Origin of the sequence: Paenibacillus sp. UNC499MF, assembly GCF_900107975.1 — a bacterium.
In the GTDB taxonomy this organism is placed as follows: domain Bacteria; phylum Bacillota; class Bacilli; order Paenibacillales; family NBRC-103111; genus Paenibacillus_F.
The window spans coordinates 327,804-349,963 of the sequence record NZ_FNVF01000006.1; the positions used below are offsets into that span (position 1 = coordinate 327,804).

The 22,160-nt window shown below is 54.8% G+C and carries 24 protein-coding genes; 17 read left to right on the forward strand and 7 right to left on the reverse strand.

Annotated elements, in window-relative coordinates; translation table 11 throughout:
• On the forward strand, positions 1-900 hold the full coding sequence (locus C4S74_RS15595) for an alpha/beta hydrolase (protein ID WP_103996211.1): 900 nt from the start codon (positions 1-3) through the stop codon (positions 898-900).
• A gap of 309 nt (positions 901-1,209) precedes the next feature.
• Here the strand turns inward: C4S74_RS15595 and greA are convergent, their stop codons facing one another.
• Positions 1,210-1,683, reverse strand: coding sequence for a transcription elongation factor GreA (gene greA / locus C4S74_RS15600; RefSeq protein WP_103996212.1), 474 nt, complete (start codon positions 1,681-1,683; stop codon positions 1,210-1,212).
• Between the two features lie 262 nt (positions 1,684-1,945).
• On the opposite strand from greA, the gene C4S74_RS15605 reads away from it, so the two are divergent.
• From C4S74_RS15605 to C4S74_RS15630, 6 genes are all read left to right on the forward strand, one after another.
• Positions 1,946-3,400: a 4-hydroxyphenylacetate 3-hydroxylase family protein gene (locus C4S74_RS15605; RefSeq protein WP_103996213.1), complete on the forward strand. Its 1,455-nt coding sequence runs from the start codon at positions 1,946-1,948 to the stop codon at positions 3,398-3,400.
• Positions 3,381-3,791: an NUDIX domain-containing protein gene (locus tag C4S74_RS15610; protein WP_103996214.1), complete on the forward strand. Its 411-nt coding sequence runs from the start codon at positions 3,381-3,383 to the stop codon at positions 3,789-3,791. The genes C4S74_RS15605 and C4S74_RS15610 overlap by 20 nt, the downstream gene beginning before the upstream one ends.
• Before the next feature lie 3 nt (positions 3,792-3,794).
• Positions 3,795-4,994: a Xaa-Pro peptidase family protein gene (locus C4S74_RS15615; protein ID WP_103996215.1), complete on the forward strand. Its 1,200-nt coding sequence runs from the start codon at positions 3,795-3,797 to the stop codon at positions 4,992-4,994.
• A gap of 4 nt (positions 4,995-4,998) precedes the next feature.
• Positions 4,999-6,015 (forward strand): pyridoxal-phosphate dependent enzyme, encoded by a 1,017-nt coding sequence (locus tag C4S74_RS15620; RefSeq protein WP_103996216.1) that lies wholly within the window; start codon positions 4,999-5,001, stop codon positions 6,013-6,015.
• Positions 6,016-6,080: 65 nt separating this feature from the next.
• The gene (pyrE, locus tag C4S74_RS15625; protein ID WP_103996261.1) at positions 6,081-6,731 is read left to right on the forward strand and encodes an orotate phosphoribosyltransferase; all 651 of its coding nucleotides are present in this window, start codon (positions 6,081-6,083) and stop codon (positions 6,729-6,731) included.
• Between the two features lie 72 nt (positions 6,732-6,803).
• Positions 6,804-7,913 (forward strand): quinone-dependent dihydroorotate dehydrogenase, encoded by a 1,110-nt coding sequence (locus C4S74_RS15630; protein ID WP_103996217.1) that lies wholly within the window; start codon positions 6,804-6,806, stop codon positions 7,911-7,913.
• 48 nt (positions 7,914-7,961) lie between these two features.
• Here C4S74_RS15630 and C4S74_RS15635 read toward each other — a convergent pair whose 3' ends face one another.
• The 3 genes from C4S74_RS15635 to C4S74_RS15640 all read right to left on the reverse strand — a co-directional run bounded on the left by C4S74_RS15635 (position 7,962) and on the right by C4S74_RS15640 (position 9,187).
• Positions 7,962-8,435 carry a L,D-transpeptidase family protein gene (locus C4S74_RS15635; protein WP_103996218.1) on the reverse strand — a complete coding sequence of 158 codons (474 nt, stop codon included), beginning with the start codon at positions 8,433-8,435 and terminating at the stop codon, positions 7,962-7,964.
• Between the two features lie 201 nt (positions 8,436-8,636).
• Entirely contained in the window at positions 8,637-8,801 is a 165-nt protein-coding gene (locus C4S74_RS26250) for a hypothetical protein (protein WP_258042501.1), read from the reverse strand.
• 23 nt (positions 8,802-8,824) lie between these two features.
• A complete protein-coding gene (locus C4S74_RS15640) occupies positions 8,825-9,187 on the reverse strand; it encodes a hypothetical protein (RefSeq protein WP_103996219.1) in 363 nt (120 codons plus the stop codon).
• Between the two features lie 165 nt (positions 9,188-9,352).
• Here C4S74_RS15640 and C4S74_RS15645 point away from each other — a divergent pair, with 165 nt between their 5' ends.
• Positions 9,353-9,571 carry a hypothetical protein gene (locus tag C4S74_RS15645; RefSeq protein WP_103996220.1) on the forward strand — a complete coding sequence of 73 codons (219 nt, stop codon included), beginning with the start codon at positions 9,353-9,355 and terminating at the stop codon, positions 9,569-9,571.
• A 270-nt stretch (positions 9,572-9,841) separates the two neighbouring features.
• Here C4S74_RS15645 and C4S74_RS15650 read toward each other — a convergent pair whose 3' ends face one another.
• Positions 9,842-11,656, reverse strand: a complete 1,815-nt coding sequence (locus tag C4S74_RS15650; protein WP_103996221.1) for an ABC transporter substrate-binding protein — start codon at positions 11,654-11,656, stop codon at positions 9,842-9,844.
• A gap of 267 nt (positions 11,657-11,923) precedes the next feature.
• Here C4S74_RS15650 and C4S74_RS15655 point away from each other — a divergent pair, with 267 nt between their 5' ends.
• Both C4S74_RS15655 and def read left to right on the forward strand, forming a co-directional pair.
• Positions 11,924-12,163 (forward strand): helix-turn-helix transcriptional regulator, encoded by a 240-nt coding sequence (locus C4S74_RS15655; protein WP_042226250.1) that lies wholly within the window; start codon positions 11,924-11,926, stop codon positions 12,161-12,163.
• 30 nt (positions 12,164-12,193) lie between these two features.
• Positions 12,194-12,712: a peptide deformylase gene (gene def, locus C4S74_RS15660; RefSeq protein ID WP_103996222.1), complete on the forward strand. Its 519-nt coding sequence runs from the start codon at positions 12,194-12,196 to the stop codon at positions 12,710-12,712.
• A 30-nt stretch (positions 12,713-12,742) separates the two neighbouring features.
• Here the strand turns inward: def and C4S74_RS15665 are convergent, their stop codons facing one another.
• The gene (locus C4S74_RS15665; protein WP_103996223.1) at positions 12,743-13,147 is read right to left on the reverse strand and encodes a hypothetical protein; all 405 of its coding nucleotides are present in this window, start codon (positions 13,145-13,147) and stop codon (positions 12,743-12,745) included.
• A 255-nt stretch (positions 13,148-13,402) separates the two neighbouring features.
• Between C4S74_RS15665 and C4S74_RS15670 the strand changes: the two genes are divergently transcribed.
• The 3 genes from C4S74_RS15670 (at position 13,403) to C4S74_RS15680 (ending at position 16,681) form a co-directional block, all read left to right on the forward strand.
• On the forward strand, positions 13,403-15,163 hold the full coding sequence (locus C4S74_RS15670) for an RNA polymerase sigma factor (protein WP_308458023.1): 1,761 nt from the start codon (positions 13,403-13,405) through the stop codon (positions 15,161-15,163).
• Between the two features lie 165 nt (positions 15,164-15,328).
• Positions 15,329-15,907: a TetR/AcrR family transcriptional regulator gene (locus C4S74_RS15675; RefSeq protein ID WP_103996225.1), complete on the forward strand. Its 579-nt coding sequence runs from the start codon at positions 15,329-15,331 to the stop codon at positions 15,905-15,907.
• A gap of 60 nt (positions 15,908-15,967) precedes the next feature.
• Positions 15,968-16,681: a DUF308 domain-containing protein gene (locus C4S74_RS15680; protein ID WP_258042502.1), complete on the forward strand. Its 714-nt coding sequence runs from the start codon at positions 15,968-15,970 to the stop codon at positions 16,679-16,681.
• 190 nt (positions 16,682-16,871) lie between these two features.
• Here the strand turns inward: C4S74_RS15680 and C4S74_RS15685 are convergent, their stop codons facing one another.
• On the reverse strand, positions 16,872-17,654 hold the full coding sequence (locus C4S74_RS15685) for an ABC transporter ATP-binding protein (RefSeq protein WP_103996226.1): 783 nt from the start codon (positions 17,652-17,654) through the stop codon (positions 16,872-16,874).
• Positions 17,655-17,809: 155 nt separating this feature from the next.
• On the opposite strand from C4S74_RS15685, the gene C4S74_RS15690 reads away from it, so the two are divergent.
• The 4 genes from C4S74_RS15690 (at position 17,810) to C4S74_RS15705 (ending at position 22,081) form a co-directional block, all read left to right on the forward strand.
• On the forward strand, positions 17,810-18,610 hold the full coding sequence (locus C4S74_RS15690) for an AraC family transcriptional regulator (RefSeq protein WP_103996227.1): 801 nt from the start codon (positions 17,810-17,812) through the stop codon (positions 18,608-18,610).
• Between the two features lie 257 nt (positions 18,611-18,867).
• Complete coding sequence (locus C4S74_RS15695; protein ID WP_103996228.1) at positions 18,868-20,136, forward strand: chitinase; 1,269 nt, start codon at positions 18,868-18,870, stop codon at positions 20,134-20,136.
• A gap of 254 nt (positions 20,137-20,390) precedes the next feature.
• Positions 20,391-21,092 (forward strand): response regulator transcription factor, encoded by a 702-nt coding sequence (locus C4S74_RS15700; protein WP_103996229.1) that lies wholly within the window; start codon positions 20,391-20,393, stop codon positions 21,090-21,092.
• Positions 21,089-22,081, forward strand: coding sequence for a HAMP domain-containing sensor histidine kinase (locus tag C4S74_RS15705; protein WP_103996230.1), 993 nt, complete (start codon positions 21,089-21,091; stop codon positions 22,079-22,081). Before C4S74_RS15700 ends, C4S74_RS15705 begins: the two co-directional genes overlap by 4 nt.
• Positions 22,082-22,160: the final 79 nt, after the last annotated feature.

Below are 22,160 nucleotides of genomic sequence, written 5' to 3' on the forward strand. Positions count from 1 at the left end.
TTGAGAACAGACAATCGAGAGAATGACAAGTCCGGAGCGGCAGCCGGAGTCCTGGAGCGCGTGACTATGCCGCGGTCCGAGCAGCGTACGATGCGTTCGCGCGCGGAAAACCGGGAATACCGGATATTCATTGCCGTGCCCGAGGGAGAACCCCCTGCGTCCGGCTTCCCCGTTGTCTACGTGCTGGACGCCAACTCCGTCTTCGGCACGATGGTCGAAGCCGTCCGCGTCCAGTCCCGGGCTCCCCAGAGAACCGGGGTGATCCCCGCAATCGTGGTCGGCATCGGTTACCCGACGGACGGACCGTTTCATCCCGCGCGGCATTATGATTTTACGCGTGACATCCGTGTGGATGAACTGCCCTTCAAGCTCAGGGACGGCGAGCGGCCGGAGCACGGGGGTGCAGAGGCTTTCATGGCGTTCATCGAAGAGGAGCTGAAGCCGGCGATCGAAGAGACGTACTGCATCGACCGCCGGAGACAGACGATCTTCGGCCATTCGCTGGGCGGATTGTTTGTGCTTCACCTGCTGTTCGCGAGGCCGGAAGCGTTCCAATGCTACGTCGCCGGCAGCCCTTCCATCCACTGGAACAAGCGGGTGCTGCTTGAAGAAGAGCAGGCTTTCGCGTCCAAGCTGTCCGCCTCCGCCGGGCAGCCGACGGGTAAGCCTGTGGACATAAAAGTCTTCCTCGCCATTGGGGAACTGGAAAAGTCGCATCATACCGGCGGCGGGGAAAATGCGTCCGAGCTTTGCGAGCGTCTTTCGGCGTTAGCCGCCTGCGGCGTGGAGGCCGAGTACAAAGACTTCGAGGGCGAGGGGCACGTCTCCGTGCTGCCGCCGCTGATCAGCCGCGCCGTCCGGTTCGCGCTTCGTCCCGAACCCGCCGACCGGCAGGTATAGCGGACTTCGCGCGCACGTTCCTCCTTCGCGGCGGACCGGCGGAAGCCGTTCGCTGGGCGAGTATGCCGCATACTGCCGCTGTCACTTTGCGAAAAAATCCTGTCTCATCCTGAAACGGACGAAAGGTAAGAGGCTTACACTGAAATACGGAAATCGGCGGGTTTTGTTCGTGCAGGAAGGGCACCGTTCAGGTAAGCTGAATCGGTGCATTTCGTTCGGGGTAAAACCGCAAGAAAATACAATTAAAGGGGCACTCCGTCCAGTCATCCGAATGACTGGGCGGAGTGCCCCTTTGTGCCGGTAAGGCGATTATTTCGCTCTGATTTCAAGAAGTTCGTACTTGATGACTCCGACGGGAGCATCCACGCTGATAACACTGCCGACCGATTTCCCCATCAGGGAAACGCCCAGCGGGCTTTCGTAAGAAATTTTGTTATCCGCTACATCCGCTTCGGCCGGACCGACGATCCGGTACTCGACCTTTTCGGAAAATTCGATATCGTTCAGCACGACAATAGAGCCGACTTTAACGGTAGACGTATCGGTATTGTCGGATACACGGGCTTTTTTCAGCATCCGTTCAATCGTGATAATCCGGGTTTCCATAAAAGCCTGATCGTCTTTTGCGGAGTGGTATTCGCTGTTTTCTTTAAGATCCCCGTAGCTGATCGCGGTCTTGAGGCGGTCGGCCAGCTCTTTGCGCTTCACGGTTTTGAGCTCTTCCAGCTCCTGCTCCAGCTGAGCCAGTCCTTCGGGGGTTAAGATCACTTCATCTTCTGCCATGTAAACATCTCCTAATGGTACCCAAACTTTTGATAACAGGTGTTTCTTGCATTGTACACTATATGAAGCAATCATGCGAACCCCAAGCCGGAAAAAGTCATCTTCTTTTCTTTTTGGTAAAAATCGCATAAATTCTATTGAAAAAGAAGAAGGCGTCATGGTAACCTTAAATATAGTAAAATTTGTCATAATATATTCAAATATGTTTCAGTAAACAAAAAATGTAATTTCATGACAAACAGACAGGAGTGAGGCATACCACATGGTAGTTACCGCAAAATCGGCCGAAGGCCAGTATCTGGAGAGACTGAAGGACCGGAATACCGTGTATGTAAACGGCGTAAAAGTTGATGTCCGCACAGAGCCCGCTTTTACCGGAGCTATCGCGTGCATCGGGCGTTATTACGATTTGCAGGAGGAGAAACCGGACGTTCACTGCTTTAAAGACGAGGAAGGGCACGATGCCCCCGTCAGCCTGCTTGTGCCTGCAACCGAAGAAGATCTGCGGAAGAAAGCGAAGTCTTACAAGGAAGTCGCGGACTTGTCATACGGCATGCTTGGCAGAACACCGGATTTCATCAACGCGGCTCTGGCCACGCTTTATGCCCACAGCGAGCTGCTTGGAGAACATGCGTACACCGATTTTTCCGCGAATATGAGGGCGTATTACCGTCACGTCAAGACGAACAACCTGTTCGTCGGACACGGCGCAATCAATCCGCAAATCGACCGCTCGCTGTCTCTGGGGTCCCAAACGAACCATTATGCGGGCGTTAAGGTGGTCGCTCACGATAAAGAGGGAATTACCGTCACCGGAGCCAAAATGATTGTTACGCTTGCGCCGATCGCGGACGAGCTGCTTATTTTTAACATGCCGGGTTTAAAGCCGGGGGATGAGGACTATGCCGTATCGTTCGCGCTGCCGGTCGACTATCCCGGGGTTAAAATCATTTGCCGGAAACCGCTTGTGAAATCATCTTACCACGCTTTCGACCACCCGCTGGCCAACTCCTTTGACGAAATCGACGCCTATCTGATTCTGGACGAGGTCTTTATCCCCTGGAATAAAGTGTTTGTGTTTAAAGACGTGGCGAAATCGAACCTGTTCTACGACAAAACCTTTGCCCGGAATCATACGGGGCATCAGGGAATCGTGCGCGGCTTGTCCAAGGCGGAGCTTCTGACGGGAATCGCCGTCAAACTTGCCGGGATGCTGAAGCTGGACGGATTCGTAAATATCCAGGAGAAGCTGGGAGAGATGACCTCCTACGTCGAACTTCTGCGGGCAAGCATTCTGTTGAGCGAAGCCGACTCTACTGTCAGTCACGAGGGTGTACAAACGCCGAGCATTAACGCCATACAGGCGATCCGCTACAATTTTCCCAAAATGTACGAAAAAATGGTGAAAACGATTCAATCCCTGGCAGCTGGCTCTATGCTGTCGACTCCTCATTACGAGGACTTTTTGGCCGAGGAGCTGAGCGGGCTGGCCGTCTCGCTGTCTACGGGAGAGACGGACGCGGCGGCCCGATCGAAGCTTCTGAATCTGGCTTGGGACGCCTCCGGCGACGGCTTCGGGCAGCGTCAGCTAGTGTATGAATTTTTCCATGCGGGGGACCCCATGAGAATTGCGGCCGGCCACTATCTTCATTACGACAAAAGCGGGATGCTGTCGATGGTAGACAGGGTACTGGCTCGTGCAAACAAAGCGGATTAGATGCGCGTGCCTCGTAAAAAGGGATGCAGCCAGGCTGCTGCTTGTCCGTGTCAGAGACAATGAGCGGTGGTACCTGCCCGGCGGTAAAATCGAGGCGGGGGAAGACCCGGAGACCGCACTGAGAAGAGAGCTGAAAGAAGAACTGGACATAGACCTTCTTCCAGATAGCATCGTGTATGTGAGAACGGTGATCGGCGCCGCCTACAAGGAAGACGCGCAGGTCGAACTTCTCTGCTACGAAGCGGACTGGAACGGGGAAATCGCCCCGTGCTCGGAGATCAGCGAAGCGGGCTGGATCGAGATGGACCGGCATGAACTGCTGGCTCCCGCCGTAGCGGACCTGGTCCGGGCGATCAAGAACGAAACCGAATCCGAAACCGATACGAGGTGAGCCATGCTGTACAATGCGCAGCGGCTTCAAGCGAAGCTGAAGGAACATAATTTGGCGGCGGTCATAGCGACGACCAAAGAAAATATCCGGTATTTGACCGGATTCGAGCCGGTTGTGAAAACATTGAATCCGTACCGTGGGCAGTGCTACGCGGTCGTAACGGCGGATTCGCCCGAAGAGGTGCATGTCGTGCACTCCGTGGGCGAAATCGACCAAATCCTCGATGCCCGCTCGAACATCGGGCAGGTCGTGACGTACGGCACATTTTACCGGGAACATCCGGGCGGGGGATCATTGCCTGTAGAAGAAGAGCGGCTGAAATATTTGTCGGACGTGCAGAAGAGCCAGGCCGGTCCGGAGGAAGCGCTGGCGGTTCTGCTCGCCCGTCTGAATCTGACCGCCGATCGGGTTGCGCTGGACGAAGACGGGATTACGGCCTCCTTATTCGGCTCGATTCGCGGCAGGCATCCGCAGGGGGAATTCATCGAAGGCGCCGCCCTTCTCCGGCAGGTAAGGGCCGTGAAGACGCAGGCGGAAACCGATGCCCTCGCGTATTCGGCCGACTGCATCGACTATGCGATCGGTCAGGTCATTCATGAGCTTCGCGAAGGCATAACCGAGCATGAGATCGCGGCCGTCTTTTCAACCGCCGTCGCCGCCCGGGGCGGACTTGCCGTTCTGCCCATGATCAAAGCGGGCCGGCATGCGGTAGGCGGCCAGCGCAGGCCGAGCCGGGATATCCGGCTGCAGCCGGGGGATCTGCTCTGGTTCGACTGCGATATCGTCTGCGACGGTTATTGGGCGGATATCGCGAGGGTAGTCGCCTACAAGACGCTTAAACCCGAGTATACAAAGTATGATGCTTTGTACACCGGGCAGCAGGAAGCCATCCGGCAGGTAAGGCCGGGGATGACGGGCGGCGACGTTTTTCATCTGACGATGAATGCGGTGCACGAAGCCGGGTTTTCCGCTTACAGAAGGCACCACGTCGGTCATGGTATCGGCCTTGAGCCTTACGAGCTGCCTATCCTGGCTCCGGGCAGCGAGGATGTGATCGAAGAGGGGATGGTACTTTCCATAGAAACGCCGTATTACGAATTCGACCTGGGTGCGCTGCACGTCGAAGATCCGGTTCTCGTAACCCGGGAAGAGTGCGTACGCCTTACCAGGGCAGATACGAGCCAAATCAAAATCGTGGGGTGAAATGATGATTCATACCGATATTACGGAGTGTATTGGAAACACGCCGGTCGTCTCGCTGGACGACAAACTTGTCCCGTCCGGCAAAAAGCTTTATCTCAAGCTCGATTATTTCAATCCGAACTTCAGCATAAAGGACAGAACGGCGCTCGGACTGGTCAAAGCGGCCATGGCGGAAGGCAAAATCCGCCCCGGCTCCGTCCTGATCGAATCCACATCCGGCAATCTCGGCAAATCCCTGGCGATGCTGGGGGCGGTTTACGGATTTAAAGTCATTATCGTCGTCGATCCGAAAGTGAGCGCCAGCCTGCTGAAATGGTACCAGGCGTACGGAGCCGAGGTCGACATGGTCACGACACCCGCTCCGGAAGGCGGATTTCAGAGAGCCCGGCTCAATCGCGTTCAGCAGCTGCTGGACAAGTATCCCGGCGCCTTCTGGTCGAACCAGTACGACAATCCGTCCAATCCGGCCTATCATGCGGAGACGACGGCGAAGGAGATTGCGGACCTTCCGGTCGATTCGATCGTAGGGGCCGTCAGTACGGGCGGCCATCTCTGCGGAATCGGAAGATTTGTGAAAGAACACAAACCGCATATGCGCGTGGTTGCCTGCGACGTGACGGGATCCGCCGTGTTCGGCCAGCCGTTTTCGCCTTACCTGATCAACGGAGTCGGCCTCAGCTGGAGAAGCGCGAACACGGATACGTCCGTGCTCGATGCGGTAAGCCTGTCGAGCGATCAGGAAGCCATCTCCGTCTGCCGCCTGCTGGCACGCGATCACGGCATTCTGATAGGCGGCTCGGGCGGACTTACCGTGTTCACCGCGCTGGCCTGGCTCAGGCACAGCGAAGATTCTTCCGCTGTCGCGATCATACCCGACGCGGGAACGAACTACCTCGACCAGTTCTATGACGACGAGTGGCTGATCGCCAAAGAAATCAAGCTGCTCGGCAGAGGTGAACTGGGAGATAGGCTGCAGCAGAAGGCGTTTACGAATTTAAGCCGGCAGGAAACCTTGACCTGATGAAGCGGTTGATGGAAGGGCACGGGCTGCAGGCACAACTTTATAAGAAACCGGAGGGAGAACGTGTGGAACAAACGAGAGAATCGTTTTCCAAATTTGTTGTGGACGAAGGCATCATCCGGTTCGGTGAATTTATTTTAAAATCGAAACGGGTCAGCCCTTATTTCTTTAATTTCGGCTCGTTCGACGATTCCAGGAAATTAACGGCACTGGGTTCGTTTTACGCCTCGACGATAGTAAGGGAACAAATCGAGTATGACGTGATTTTCGGGCCGGCGTACAAAGGGATCCCGATCTCGCTTGCGACTGCGCTCGCTTTGTTCAGCGGACACGGAATTAACGCGAATTTCGCTTTTAACCGCAAGGAACCGAAGGCATACGGGGAAGGCGGAAATATCATCGGGTCCGGAATCGCGGGCAAAAACGTGCTGGCGGTAGACGATGTGCTGACCTCGGGCAGAACGATCAAAGATACGAAAGAATTGATCGAAAGCCAGGGCGGGCGGCTCTCGGCTTTCCTGGTCGCGCTGGATAGGGAGGAAAAGGGGCAGGAGGGGCGCCTCTCTGCGCTTGAGGAAGCCGCCTTGACCTACGATGTCAACATCTATTCGGTAGCGGGCATCCGGGATATTGTGGCATACATGAGGACTGAGGGGGACAGGGAGGATCTGCTCGACAGGATCGGCACGTACCTGCAGCTTCACGGTACCGCCTGACCGTTATTAGCGGAGCCGGCCTGCACAGTCGCCTCCGGCCTCGCGGTTCGTCTGAAAAGGGGAGGAAATCAGTTGATTTATGAAGCCTTGGTGAAGCCCATGCTCTTTAGAATGGAGCCTGAGGAAGCTCATGACTTCGTTTTGCGGAATTTGCAGAGAATTCAGCGGCAGCCTGGACTTCTGTATCTGCTTGAAAAGCTGTACGGAGTCAGGGAGGAGCCCCGGCTGACCAGCGAAATGCTGGGAATCCGTTTTCCCAGTCCGATCGGTCTTGCTGCGGGTCTGGACAAAGATGCCCGGGCGGTGCCCGCGCTTTCTTCGATGGGCTTCGGGTTTATGGAAGTAGGCAGCGTCACGCCCGTCGGTCAAGCGGGCAACGACCGCCCGCGTCTGTTCCGTCTGCCCGACGACGAGGCTCTGATTAACCGGATGGGCTTCAACAACGGGGGTATCCACGCCATGAAGGAACGGCTGGAGAGCTGCCACGTTCTTAAAATTCCGTTGGGCATCAACATCGGCAAAAACAAACAGACGCCCAACGAGAAAGCGCATGAAGACTATACGAAGTGTCTTCGTTCCCTGTATCCGTACGCGGACTTTTTTATCATCAATATCAGCTCGCCCAATACGCCCGATCTCCGTAAGCTTCAGCACGGGAGCGAGCTCGATGAACTGCTGATCCGCATTACGGCGGAGGCGGAGCGACTGAATGCCCGTCATCGTGGGGACAAGCCCATATTTGTAAAAATTGCGCCGGATATGGACGTGGATGAGCTCGAAAACATGATCGGCAAAATCATGAAGCACGGGATACCTGGCGTCATAGCGGCCAATACGACCGTGACGCGGAGCGGGCTCACTCATCCTCACAGGGAGGAAACCGGCGGGCTCAGCGGAAAGCCGCTGCACCTGAAATCGACGGAGATTATCCGCCGTATTTATAAGCAGAGCGGGGGAACGCTGAAAATCATCGGTTCGGGCGGAATCTTCACGGCCCGTGATGTGTACGATAAAATCCGTGCGGGCGCCTCCCTCGTTGAAATCTATACGTCCTTTATTTATAAAGGACCCGGCATCAACCGGGCATGCAGCAGCGAGCTGCTGGACCTGCTGAAGCGGGACGGGTTCGGCAGCCTGTCCGAAGCGGTCGGGGCGGATCATGCGGTCAGCGGCGGCGCATGACGAAAACAGGGCAAAAAGGCGGGGGATGCTCCCCGCCTTTTTTGGCCGTCAGATATTGTTTACGGTCAGCTTGCCGCTGCCGCCGACGGATTTGATTTTGTTGATCAGCGCATTCTGGTTGCTGTTGGACAGACGGATACAGCCGTAAGTGGGTCTGAGCGGATACCACGAAGCGGAAGAGTCCGTGGATGCGTCGCCGCCGTGGATCATAAAGCCGAAACGGCCGTTATTCTCCGCGATAAGCGCGTTGCCGCTCGTCGGATCGAGATTGACCCGGCTGTACGGGCCGTACGAAGACTGCGGCGTTCCGGCACCGATGACGGAAGTGGCGTACTCGCCGGTAGGCGTATCCGCATTCGTCATCTTCCAGTTGGCGTGGTTATTGTTGTTGGCGGGATCGTTCGAGCCGCGTCCCAGTGCTTCGACCGGACCGAAGACGAGCGCTCCGCTTCCGTCGTACATTTTCAGGGTTCCCTTTTTGTCCCGGTTGGCAGGGAAATTGGCAATAATATGGTAACTCATACGATCAGCCTCCTAATGAAATGTAGACGGGAATCCGATGGAGCCGCAGCGGGAAGGAAGGACTCCGCTTCCGTTTCCGCCGCCTCGTTTTCCCTTCTCATCTATGTAGGTAAAAGAGGGGGGCTTTTAACAACCGGAACTAAAAAAATCTCCTTCGGAAAGGAGACTTTTCAGGTGGCTTTGCCATTCGCCGGTATTTCATCAGGACTTGTCCGAATTTGGGGGTGAAGGAGGAAGATCCTCGCTTTGTTTGACCAGCGCGATAAAGTCCGTCACGATGCTTTGGACGGCGTCTTCGCGCGACATCCGGATGTAACGGCTGATTTTCAGAATATCGTCTTCGAAAACTTGCAGCAGCCGGAGCATGGCTTCGGGGTCTCCGTCCTTGCTTAGCCGGACGAGTTGGAGAAATTCTTCGTCTGAGATAGGAAGCGGAGCATTTTCCTTTTCCATTTATTCACCGCCTGTTGGGACATATTGAGGTCCTTCGCGACCTGTGCTTCCGTTTTATCCAGGATATAAAGCTCGTGGAGTACGGTCCTTCCCGTCCGGGAAGGAAGAGACTGGATCATGGCGAGCGTGTCCAGCTTGCTGTCCGAACTTTCGGCGAAGCCCCCGGCCGTAAAGGCCCAGCCGTTGTCCGACACCGCATATTCGCGGTTGCTGAGCACCCGGGCTTTATACTGGATGCGCCACCCGATCCGATACACTTCCTTTCTGTATTTCTCCACCAAAGTAGACTGCTGAGACATAAAAAATCACCCCTTCGTCTTTATCTAATAGGGTAATTCCAGTCGGCTTTTTACAACCGAAAATAGAACATATGTTCCTGTTTTCCTCTCTTTATTATACCTCATTTGTTGTAAAAAAGACACATTTTTTACCTACAAAATGAGACGGAAAGGAGGAAAAAAAGGATGGATCTGACTGCCGAAAGTCTGGTGTCTCTGGTGACGAATGTCGGCTTTCCGGTTACGCTCTGTTTCGTTCTGCTCCGTTACGTGCTGCAGACGATGGGCGAAAAGCTGGATAAACTGGACAGCTCGCTGAACAAACTGTGCCGGCTGATTAAAGAAATCGATGCCCGGACCGACCGGGGGCGCGGCAAAGAGGACAAGAACGGCACGCAGCCGTAAAAAAGATGAGCCCTGAGGGGCTCATCCGAATGCTGGGAACCCGCTGTCCGATGAGACAGCGGGTTTCTCTTTTGTTTATGAGGTTCATCTAAACGGGTTAACGGCTATTTCACGGAAACAAGTTCTCCTTGGGTAAAAGAAACCAGGTCATCGGCCGTTAGCTGAAAAACCGCCTTGGGATGGCCGGCGGCGGCCCAAATCGTCTCGTACCGGTTAAAAGTATATTGAACAAAAATAAAGCGTCGAGAGCTATGAATTTCAGGAGTCCTCTTATAACGGCCAGACACCGGTTTGCGAGGGTGATGGTTGAATCCACACCTTCGAGATGTCGATAAGCCCGAACGAATCCATCTGCCTGCCTTGCAAAGAGTCGTGAAGATGGACTTTTTTGATCACATGGCAGCCGAAGAGCAGCCAGTCGTTGTCTATCAAGGTTCGCTCGGCTTCCCGGAGCAGCTTCATCCTGGAAGGTTCGGGAAATCCGGTGAAACCGTCCAGGATCCGGTCCAGCAGGCCGATCTGCTCCTCGGTGAGCAAGTGATGGAGGTAGTTGGAGCGGTTCTTGTAGTAGCTGATCAAGCCCCACTCCAGGTCGTCCTCCAGCACTTCTTCTGCCGCAAGCAGGTCCGCTTCGGCGACTACCCTGCTGCGCTCGTAACTTTTCATCGGCTGCAGGGTGATCGGGAGCCCGGCCCGCGCGCAGCGGTCCCGAAGCCAGCGTGCTTCTTCCGCTTCTTCTTTTTTGTTCATAAAAAAGAGCTTGAGCGGCTCGCCCCGGTAGCCGGACTTCCGAAGCAACCGGACGGCTTCTTGGATTGGCGCAGCCTCGAAGGAGGCTCCCTCGCTCTCGCTTTGGAGGAAACTGTCCGCCGGAGCGATCCGGTTGCCCTTCAGCTCCGCCACCATCGCGGCCCGGTCGAGAATCATCCTCATCGCTTTGCGGAAATCGGCGTTATGATGGATGCCGGGCTTGCGGAAATTGAACAGCAGGTAGCGGGAACCGGCTACCGGATTGATTACATTGACTTTGAGCTCGGTCTGCCCGGATTCCGCACCAAGGGCGGTCACGGAATCGTTCTCGTTCCCGCTGATCTGATAGCGCCGCTCGTTGGACGTATCTTCCGGCAGCAGCAGCAGCTCCACACGGTCCAGAAGAGGACGGTGCCCGTAGTAAGCGTCGAACGCACTCAGTACAATCAGCCGTTCGCTTTGTTCGGCAATCCGGAACGGACCCGTCCCCGTCAGCCTATGAGAGGCGGGATCGAGATCGCCGGGTAGAATCGAAAACTGAACGGAGCTCAGGATATGGGGGAAGAAAAGGCTGCTTCGGCTCAGCTTAAAGGTCAACGCATACTCGCCGTCCGTCTCGATTTCACCGATATCTTCGCACAGCCACGCCGAATGGGGCAGCCGCTTCAGTCTCCGCACGGTGAACAGCACGTCCTGAACCGTCAGGCGGCGGCCGTGATGAAAGCGGACTCCCTTGCGAAGCAAAAAGGTCCAGCGCGTGCAGTCGTCGCTGCTCTGCCAGGCATGGGCCAGGCCGGGGACGAACCGGCCTTCGGCGGGGTCGTACGAAATCAGTCGGCTGCATACCTGACTGATCAGATAGGACTCGAACGCGGTGAAAATATAAGCGGGATCGTGGGTCTCCAACCGCTTGTTATGCGTAACCCTGAGCACATCGAGAAGGACCCCGCCGCTTTCTTCGACCTGAAAGCCGAGGTGCGAATCCAGCATCGTTCTCAGCCGGTGTTTCAGAGAAACAGGCAGCGCTTCCATCGACAGAAGGTCGATCGCTTCTTTCAGCTTGCCTTTGTGCATCAGCTCCCGGAATAGGGGGAAGACAGCGTCTTCCGGTTCTTTCAGCAGCGTCAGGCGTGAAGAGTTCCCGCGTCCCCTCCCGGGCTGCCAGCGTATGTACTGCTCGTCCTCCAGCTTTCTGAGAATAAATTTCACATTGCGCGAAGAACAGCACAGCAGGTCCGCCAGCCGCCCGATGGTAACGGGAAACGATCCGTCTTCGGACATCTCCGCTTCGGCCAGCAGCGGATAGAAGCGCAGAAAATGCTCGGTTATGTTCATGGCGAACTCCTTTTATACAAAGGTGAAAAACGTCACAGATCCTCGTTCCGTTTTTTCTCCTTTTGCACTTCATTATACACAAACGAGAGAGAAGAAAGCCATGAGGATTACGCAGCCCGGTTGGTCTGGAAGTCGGATTCTGGAATGGTAGAAGTTATAAGCCGGAAAGACGAAAAACGTCGTCTTCTCACGAAAATCTGCATATGATATATTAGGTAATACCTAAATAATTAAGGCATTGCCTAATATATGCTGGGGGTGAGTGTTCTGCTGATCTGGATGTTACGGAAAATCATGGCGGAAAGAGGGCTGTGGACCGGTGCCGCGCTTGCGCGCCTTCTGAAAGAAAAGGCCGGTTACGACTTGTCGGCTCCTTCAATCTCCGCTCTGCTGAACGAATCGCCCAAGCAGATGAAAGCGGACACGCTTGACGCTTTATGTACCGCGCTGGACTGTACGCCGGGAGATTTGTGGGTCCACAAGCCGTCCGGCAGAAAAGGCGCATAAGCAGGCAGTATTCAGAAGGAGATGAAGCCCATGGCCGTGAAAACGATCCTTCCTTTCGGAGATCCCATTCTAAGGAAAGAAGCGAAGCCCGTTACGGAAGTTAACGCGAGAGTGATTAAATTGCTGGATGATATGACGGATACGCTGTACGCGGAAGAAGGAAGAGCGGGGTTGGCCGCTCCTCAGGTGGGCATTCTGCGCCGTGTCATTGTGATGGACTGCGGGGAGGGCCTGATTGAGCTTATTAATCCCGAAATCGTGGACATGAGCGGAGAACAGACCGGGCCCGAGGCGTGTTTGTCTTATCCGGGCTACGCGGGAATCGTGAAGAGAGCGGAATATGTGAAGATTACGACGCTCGACCGGAGCGGGAAGACGAGTGAGCTGGAAGGGGCAGGCTACCTGGCGCGCTGCATTCAGCACGAGATGGACCACTTGAACGGCATCCTTTTTGTGGACCGTGTTGTCCGGAACGGTTTTTATCAGGAACAGTCGGGACAGCCCGCGGATCTTGCCGAGGTTATCCGTCTGACGAACCGGAAGTTTTAAGCTGTGCTACCCGGATAAGCAGCCGGAAACTCAGTTTCTGTGCTGCTTTTTTTGAAGGAAGAAAAAGGCGGCATCGAGAACGGCATACAGGAATCCGACCGCAAGAAAAAGACTGTTATACCGGGCGGAATAAGGAACCATACTCATACACAAGCCGCCGATGACCAGATACAGAAGAAGCCGAATCGGAAGCCTGACCGAAAACAGGTGAAACAGGACAGAAGGCAGACCGAAAACGGCAAGAAATAAAGGAAACAAGAAAAGAAGCGTGACAAAAAGAACCGTCGCCGTGAAAATTGTGGCGGATGAACCGCCGGGCTCGACCGTCGGCTCGAATCCGTCCAGACCGAACGAGATGGCGGCCGTAAGCAAAGACAGAATGAGACTGGTCAGCAGAGGATGAAGCATTAGCGGCAAAGCCGATTTCTTCTTCACGAGACCCCTCCTTTATATAAAGTACCGTTCAAACGTACCGGCCCAGCCTCTCTTTCTTTTTTAACCCGGATTTTAATGTCTGTAAGCGCAAAACCAGTAAATGCTGCGGCTCTTTGAACTAGTTTATCCTTGCCGGATCGGCCCTGTCCATCGTTTGATAAGGTTCAGACCGAATAAAAAAATCGGGTCTTCCGTCATTTTTGTCAGAATAAGCGCCTTTCCCGAGTCTGTATGACAGGTCAACTTTTTTGCGAGGTGCTTATCTTGAATCACTCTACAACCGTTCCGAAAAACTGGGAACAGATGGATGACAACGCCCTGGTGCAGCGTGCACAGGAGGGGGAGCGGGAGGCGTTCGGGGAGCTTGTGCGGAGGCACCGGTCCCGCATGTACGGGTATGCGCGGGCGATAACCCGGGAACCTTTTCTGGCGGAGGATATTGTCCAGGATGCGCTGGTAAAAGCTTTTCTGCATCTGGGCAAGCTGGTCGAAGCCGATAAGTTTCTGCCCTGGGTGCACCGGATCGTACGCAATCAGGCGTTTACCCGCTTGAAAAAAACGTCCGCCCGGGAACACGCTTTTTCGCAGCTTGCCCCGATGTTGAGCAGTAAGGGGGACGAGTCACGGGAATGGGGCGATCTCGACCGCATTCTGGACCGGCTGGGCCGTACGGCAGGCGACAAAGCGGAAGCGTACCTTAGCCCGGAAGAAGCGTACACGCAGAAAGAAACGCTGGAAATACTGAGCGGGATCATCGGCTGTTTAAAACCGCGGGAACGGCGCATTTTCGAGTCGCATTTCTTTGAGCAGCTTTCTCCGCAGGAAATCGCCGGTCTGTTCGAGCTTTCCTCCGCCAATGTGTACCAGATTATCAGCCGTTCCCGAAAAAAAGTGATCCAGGAAAGAACCCGCATAACGGTTGGCTCCTATATAAGAATGAGAAAGGATATGGGAGAGATGAAGACGGTTATTGTGGCGAATCATGAAAAATTGACGGAGGCTCAGAGCTGGACGACGGCGGCGGACGGCCTCTATGCGATGCTGAAAGCCGCGGGCGAGACGATGACCCATTCGATGGCGATGGGACTGACCGGGCATGCGTTCCGGATTAACATCGTGCCGTCCAGCGTGCATATTGCGGGCCCGACGGCCTACAGCTTTGCCGGTGTCCTGTCCAGGGGATTGGAAAACCTCGGCTATCAATCCGCCTTTGTTGACGGAATGAGCGGAAAGCTCGGCACGAATGCGAATCTGCTCGATCCGGCATCGTTGAGCCGAGAAGCGATGGACAGACGCGGCATCAACCGGCTGCTCCCCGAGGCGCTTGACTTGATCCATCGCTCTCTCGACAAGGGGATCCCTGTGCTCGCCTGGGACTTGTTTCTCCCCGAATTCGGACTTATCTACGGATACGACGACGAACGGCGTTTGCTGCATGCCTGCGAGTGCGGGAAGACAGAAACGCTGGAATACGAAAAGCTCGGACGCGGTGTCATGGAGGAGATTTTCGTGCTGGCTTTGGCGGGCGGGGGGAAGACGGCCTTCAAGCAGCGGCTCGGCCGGGCGCTGGCCATGATTTTGGAGCATTACGACGGACAAGAAAAAGAGGATTCCACCGGCTCGGTTAAAGGGCTGGCCGCGTATGATGCATGGATCGGGGCTTTCCGCGGGGGAGAAATCGAGCCGAATGGAAATGCCTACAATATCGCGGTCGTAAGAGACGCGCGGAATCATGCCGTCCGTTTTTTGAATGAAGCGGCGGAGCAGTTGGCTGCAGACGGAGATATCGCCGGGAATTCCCCGGACATTCCGGACTTATTCCGAAAAGCGGCTTACGAGTACAACGAAATGCTCGGGCATTTCTCCGTTCTCAAAGATTTATTCCCGTTCCCGCAGGGCGGCCATCCTGACGATTCCGATGCTTCGGCGAAGGCGATCTCCCTGTTGGAGCTCATTAAAAATAGCGAGCAGACAGCCACCGGCTATTTACGCGAACTGTCAGAGCTGCTGCGTTAGAAGGAATGCTTGCCGAATGAGGACAAAAAGCTGCCGGAAATCCGGCGGCTTTTGTTTTTTATGCAGCACGGTAATTTGAGGGGTTTAAGTGACGAAAGCGATATGTTATAATTTTACCTATCGGTAAGTAAATTTGAATAAACAGCCGCGAGGGAGAAAAAAATCATGTCCAACAATCAGACCCATCAACAGATTCTCGAAGCCGCCTTCAAGTTGTTCGCGGAGCACGGCATCGATAAAACAAGCCTTTCCATGATTGCGGCCGAAGTCGGGATCACAAAACCCGCCATCTATTATCATTTTTCTTCGAAAGAGGAGCTGATTTCTTTTATTTTCGAGGAAACGTTCCGGGACTATACGTTTTCGCATTATTTCAAGCTTGACGAATTTACAAAAGAAAACTTTCAGACCCTGCTTGTCGAGAACGGATTGAAAATGCTTCCGAGCGAAGAAGAAGAATACAGCATTCTGCGTGTGTTGAACGAATTTCTGCTGGCCGTAAGCCGCCAGGACGTTTACAAGCAGCGGCTGTATGAGATCGAAGAAGATTTTCTGCTTGGCTTCACGGCCTTGATGGAAAAAGGTGTGGAACTCGGCATCGTCGCCCCGGATAAAATTTCGGCCAAAGCTTACGTGCTTGCTCTTGTCATCGACAATTTAAGCAACTTTATGCTCATGGGCTTTAAGCCGGACGTTAGAGAAGTCTGGAGCGAAGCTGTCAAAGGCGTATTGATTCGCGCCTGAAACGCTGCGTCCGCAAGAAAAGCTGTACCCGCTGAAACTTATTTTGAGGAAAGCAGGTGATTGCGTTTGACAAGTTTCCCCGCACGACAGCAGCAGATAACGGTCGGGCTCGATAAGCCGTCGCGGATTATACTGCTTGCCGGTCCTGCCCTTCTCGGAGGTATTCTGGGCTATTTTGTCCCGCTCCTTGCGAGGCTGGCGCTTAAACTTCCCTGGATTCCGTTTCAGGGCCCCATCGAAGTGATTACTTCGTTCCACGGTCCCTGGGTTTCGCTCCTCACCGCTTTGCTTGGCGCTGGAGCGGGGCTATGGTTTACGGGACAGGCGTTTAAGGAAATCATGTTTGTCACCCTGTCGGAGCAGGAGATTCAGCTGAGAAAGGACGGCAAGGTGCAGAGAATTCCTCATGAGGCGGTCCGGACCGTGTTTATGGACGGCAAACAAATGGTTATTCTGGGAGCCGGCGGCCGCGAATTGGCCCGCGAAACGTACGAGGCTCCGATGGAGAGCCTTTCCGCCGCGTTAGAGCCGTTCGGCTATCCTTGGTCTGGGGAAGGGGACCCGTACAGGGACCGGTACGCCAGGTGGGTGCCCGATATGCCCGGCGTCAGCCCGCCTGTCAATGCGCTCCTGAAAGCGCGAGAACGGGCGCTGCAGAAGAAGGAAAAGGAAGAAGCGGCGGATCTGCGGCGCGAAATCGCCAAACTCGGCGTCGTGATCCGGGACGAGGGAACGCGCCAGTACTGGCGCGGAACGGACGAAAGCCAAGGGTAAGAGGGCGGTCCCTGCCGAACGGCAGGAGAAGGTGCATCCGCATCTGGTTTTGACTGACCGCTTGCGTCCGTGCGGTATTTTCGTCCGCTTGGCTTTGAGACCACCGCGTGTTGAGGCCGTCATGCCGGCAGTAGGCCCAAGCAAAGCGGAAATAGCGCGGCCGTCTGCTTAACAGATACGGAAAACCCGTTCACGTCACGCGCACGTAAAAACGCTCGTCGTGATTGTCCACCTGAACCGGAGCTTCGAAAAACTCGCTCAGCACAGCGGAGTTCATCAGTTCGCCGGTCGCTCCCTGACGCACGGCTTCTCCCTGCCTGAGCAGAAGCGTATGCCCAAACACGGGAAGAATTTCTTCAGTGTGATGGGTGACGTAGATCAGGGTCGGCGCCTGTTCCTGCCGCGTCAGTTCGCCGATGCTTTCGAGAAGCTTCTCGCGCGAGAACAAATCGAGCCCGTTGCAAGGCTCGTCCAGAATCAGCAGCTTCGGCCCGGCCATCAGCGCTCTGGCGATAAGAACTTTCTGCTTTTCACCTTGGGAGCAGGTCCGGAATTCGCGGTCCCACAGATGCAGACAGCCCATTGTGCGCATAAGGGCTTCGGCCCGGTTCAAATCTTCGTCCGTAAGCCGTTCGTACAAGCCGATTGTGGCGTACTTGCCGCTGATGACAACGATTTGGGCCTTGTCTGTACCGTATAATTTGTCCTGCAGAGAAGAGCTTACCCAGCCGATCGACTGCCGCAATTCCCGCAGATCGATTTCACCGAACCTGTGCCCGAGCACGGTTACGGAGCCGCGGCTCGGCCAAATATAGCCGTTAATGAGATTAAGCAGCGTCGTTTTGCCGGAGCCGTTCAAGCCGAGAAGAGCCCAATGCTCTTTAGGCCGCACCGTCCAGGTGACCCTTTTGAGCAATTCCTTGTTTCCTGTTTTCCACGTTACATCTTTAAGTTCAATGATTGTATTATCCAACGTTTTCGTCTCCATTTCATGAAAATTAGGGGGAAAGGGACTTCCATGTAAGCTTTTTATTCATCATAAAGAGAGTTGGGGACGCTGTCGATACCAATTGTGCTGAATATTGATCCAAACAAGCAATTTTCGCTATTGCGGGGAGGTGCAGATTTTTGAAGCTGGAAATGACCACCGGCCGTCTCGAATTGTACAAATACGAGGAAGCATATGTGAACGAGCCGCACCGTCACTCCGACTGGTTTCAGGTGACCATTCCTGTCCGCGGGGCCTGCGAGTTTACGCAATCGGGCAAAAACTACCGCCTGGCGGAAGGGGAAGTGCTGCTCCAGCGTCCCGCCGAAGAGCATCATTTCCGGACGGGGCCGGGGGAGAGCGTGCTGATTGTAAAGCTGCACGAAAGTCTATTTCCGGTGCCGCAAGGCTGCGGGAACCGGCTCGACGTGAACCCCTCCGAGGCGGCAGAAAAGTTCGGATTCTGGACGTCCGGCTTGATCAATTCCCGGAACGAGCAAAGCCTGCGGGCCGCCGAAAGCCTCGTGGTGCTTGATGTTAAGCGGATGCTGGAAGCGGGGATGCCTGCAGCCGGCGGGCAGGAAACGGAGTCGGAGACGGAGCTGATCGCTTCCATAGTAGATCCTCATTTACGGGATGCCTGGGACTATATCCGTGCACACTACAAATCCGCGGTTCCCGTCGAAACTCTGTCGGCCATCGCCCTGCAAAGCCGGTATCATTTTATCCGGTCCTTTAAAGCGGCGACAGGGCTGACTCCCCATCAAACCGTGCTGAAGCTGAGAATGCGGGAGGCACGGCGGCTGCTTGCCGGAACCTCCGAAACGGTTACGGCGATCAGCGCGGGACTCGGCTTCTCAAGCGCGAGCCAGTTTTACCGGGCGTTCCTCAAAGACACGGGAAAAACGCCTGAGCGGTACCGCCACGACAGCCGCGGTTAAATGCAAATACACAAAAAACGGTCGTTCCCGCTGCCGTTTTTTTTGTGTTTAACACGAGCTGCGGACTATTTTTGTAAGAAAGTAGCGTTTTTCAGGACAAAGTCATTCGTTTTAATACGTTAACCTACTGCTTATGTGACGCATTACTTAGTTAAAAGGTCCCGATTTCGATAGGATTATAAGACTATATACATTAATATCCATTTTCCTATAGATTAGTAATACAAACAAATATTTATAGTTAAAGGAGAATGATTATGTCTCAATGGAAATATCCGCTCTCTACCCGGTTTGTATATCGTGCCCTCTGTCTTGCTCTGGGGAGCGCCATTCTTTTATCACCTGTGCAAGCGCTTGCAGCATCTGAAACGACCCAAGCTGTTGAGTCGGGACCTTCTTTTTCCTCCCATAAAAATGAAAATGATAACGCTTACAGAAAGTGGGGCAAACATAAGCGGTTAACCCAGGGAAGCGAGCTTGAGGTCGGCGAGAGCCGTGTTCTCAGTTCCAGGGAAATCCGTAAAGAATGGGACGGCATCGAGCCGGAGTACAGCCCGGATAAGGCCGTAGAGGCCGTCAAAGCGGCCCTGCCGCAAAAGGACTACGAGGCACTGTTCCCCAATCGGCTCGGATCTCCCCAGTGGCATGAGGCCGCCAAAGGAAAAGAATATTACAAGGAAAATCAGACCGATTATTTTTCATACGACAATCTTATTCAAGCCGTAACCGAGGCGGCGAATATCAAGTACAAGGTCAGCACGCGGAAAGGGTCCAAAAATTCGCAGGAGGTTTTCCGGCTGGATAAGGAAGGGAAGACGGAAACGTTAGTTTCCCGTTCGGCCGATTTCAATTCGGAAGCCAACCGGAATAAAATCATCGAAACCGAAATCGTGGATTACGGCACCTTCCTGAAAGAAGGAACGAAGAAAAACCGCAAGCGGGAACTTGCCGCTCTGCTGGCCCACCTTTCCCACGAAACGGGCGGGGGTTGGGATGCCGCTCCGGGCGGACCGCTGCGCTGGGGGCTGTTCTGGAATGAGAACATCGCCGGCAGAACGGGGCAGAATATGTCCAACTTCGTCGATCCCGACAGCTCCAAGCTGTATCCGGGCTTCGGGGATAAGCGCTATTACGGGCGCGGGCCGATCATGCTCAGCTGGAACTTCAACTACGGCTTGTTCAGTTCCATCATTTACGGAGACAAGAACATTTTGCTTAAAAACCCTGAAATCGTGGCGGCCGAAGGAAAAGTCGGTTTTATGACGGCGATTTTATTCTGGATGACGCCTCAATCTCCGAAGCCTTCCGCGCACGATGTGATGGTCGGCAAATGGAAACCGTCGAAAGAACAAGCCGGAAAAGGTTTGAAGCCCGCCGGATTCGGCATCACAACGATGGTGCTCAACGGGCTGGAAGAAAATCAGCCTGAGACCCGCCGTGCGGCCCATTACCGGGATATTACGAGCCGGATGGGCGTCGATATTTCCGGTGAGAAGCTGGATACGCTGGGAATGAAGCCGTTCTGATACGGCGAAAGGCTGTGTAAATGCGAGAGCTGCCGGGAAACCGGCGGCTTTTTTTATGTGAGGCGGCGATGAAGATGAGAACGAGAGTAAGGGGGCGGATTTAGCAGGGATTTTTTACAAACAGAATATGAAAAAGAAAAAGAGTCCCAAACTGACAGACGGTACAAACCCTCCCTCACTTTGCACCTCTTTAAGCCGCATGGTAATGTAAAGCTGTTCCACTATTTAACTGCTGAAGAGGTTGTGAAGCTGAGATGTATAAAATTTTCATTGTGGAGGACGATCCCAAAATCGCCGGCCTTTTGCGTTCCTATCTGGTCAAATACGGGTTCGAGGTGAAGGAAGCGGGCGATTTCAGCCGTGTTCTTGACGAGTTTCTGGCGTCGGGGGCGCAGCTCATACTGCTGGATGTCAACCTGCCGAGCTATGACGGCTTTTACTGGTGCCGCCAAATCCGCGCTCATTCCGTCTGTCCCATCCTTTTTATATCGGCCCGGGACAGCCAGATGGATCAGGTTATGGCGCTTGAGAACGGGGCCGACGATTATATAACGAAACCTTATGATATGGAAATCGTCCTGGCCAAAATCCGCAGTCATCTGCGGAGAGCATACGGCTCGTATGCCCAGGCACAGGAGGAAAGGACCGTCAAATGCGGATCGCTCGTGCTGTATCCGGAGCGGTACGTCGTGAGCGTGGGCGAGAGATCCGCCGAACTGACGCAGAAGGAGTCCGTGCTGCTGGAGGCCCTTATGGAGAAGCAGGGCCGTGTCGTCGGCCGGGAACGGCTGCTGGATCTGATGTGGGAAGATCAGCACTTTATAGACGACAATACACTGAACGTATATATTACCCGCGTCCGCAAAAAGCTCAAGGAACTGGGCTGCCTGCAGGCTGTGGAGACCGTCAGAGGGGCCGGTTACCGCTTCGGGACGGCACCTGCCGGACAGATATGAGCCTGTTCTGGAAGGACCACAAGCCGCTTCTGCTGTTTTATCTGGCCCAGATGCTGCTGGTGCCCGCCCTCTACTGGCTGAGCGGTGAAGGGCGGCCGCCGGGCATCGTGCTGTACGGGATGGCGATCAGCTTTGCCGTGCTTCTGCTGTACTTCCTGTTCCGGTATTGGCAGCAGAGCAAGCTTTACAAGAGCCTGGACGACCCTTCATCCGCCGCAGCCGGCAGTTCCGAGATAACGGGCGATTCGCCGCTTGCCGAGGCGTTCCGGGAGGTGCTCCGCGTGAAGGAGCAGGCTTACGAGCAACAGCTTCAAGAGTCTCAGAGCAGGATGGACAGGCATATCGAGTTTATGAACCGCTGGGTCCACCAGATGAAAACCCCGCTGTCGGTCATGCAGCTTACGCTCCGTGAGCTGGAAGACGAGCATATGCAGAGCCTGCAGGAAGAACTCGACCGCATGCGCAAAGGGCTGGAGACGGTGCTCTATACGTCGCGGCTGGACCGGTTCAACGAAGATTTCCGTGTGGAGCCGGCGAACCTTCTGCGGATAGTGAGCGAATCGGTGGCGGAAAACCGGCGCCTTTTTATCCGCAAGGGAATTGCCGCGAAGCTTCTTGTCGGGGAGAGTCTGGAAGTGTACACGGACCGGAAATGGCTGCGGTTTATGCTCGGCCAGATCTTGACGAATGCCGTTAACTATTCCGCCGGCAAAGGCGACAGCGTCTCGATTGCCGCCGTGAGGCAGGGCAGAGCCACCGTGCTTGAAATTACGGATGAGGGGATAGGGATCGCCCCGGAAGACTTGAAACGGGTGTTCAACCCTTACTTTACGGGCCAGCGGGGCAGGCAGTACCACGAATCCACGGGAATGGGCCTCTACCTGGTCAAAGAGATCGCGGGAAAACTCGGACATGCCGTCGAGCTGCAATCGGAAGCAGGGGCCGGCACGACCGTGCGGATCATTTTCCAGCCGGGACACGGGACATAACCGGAGGCTGAAGGCCAAAGCTGGAGGCAACCCGTTCAACACAGGCGCTGCATACGTGCAGCGCTCTTTTTTTACCCCT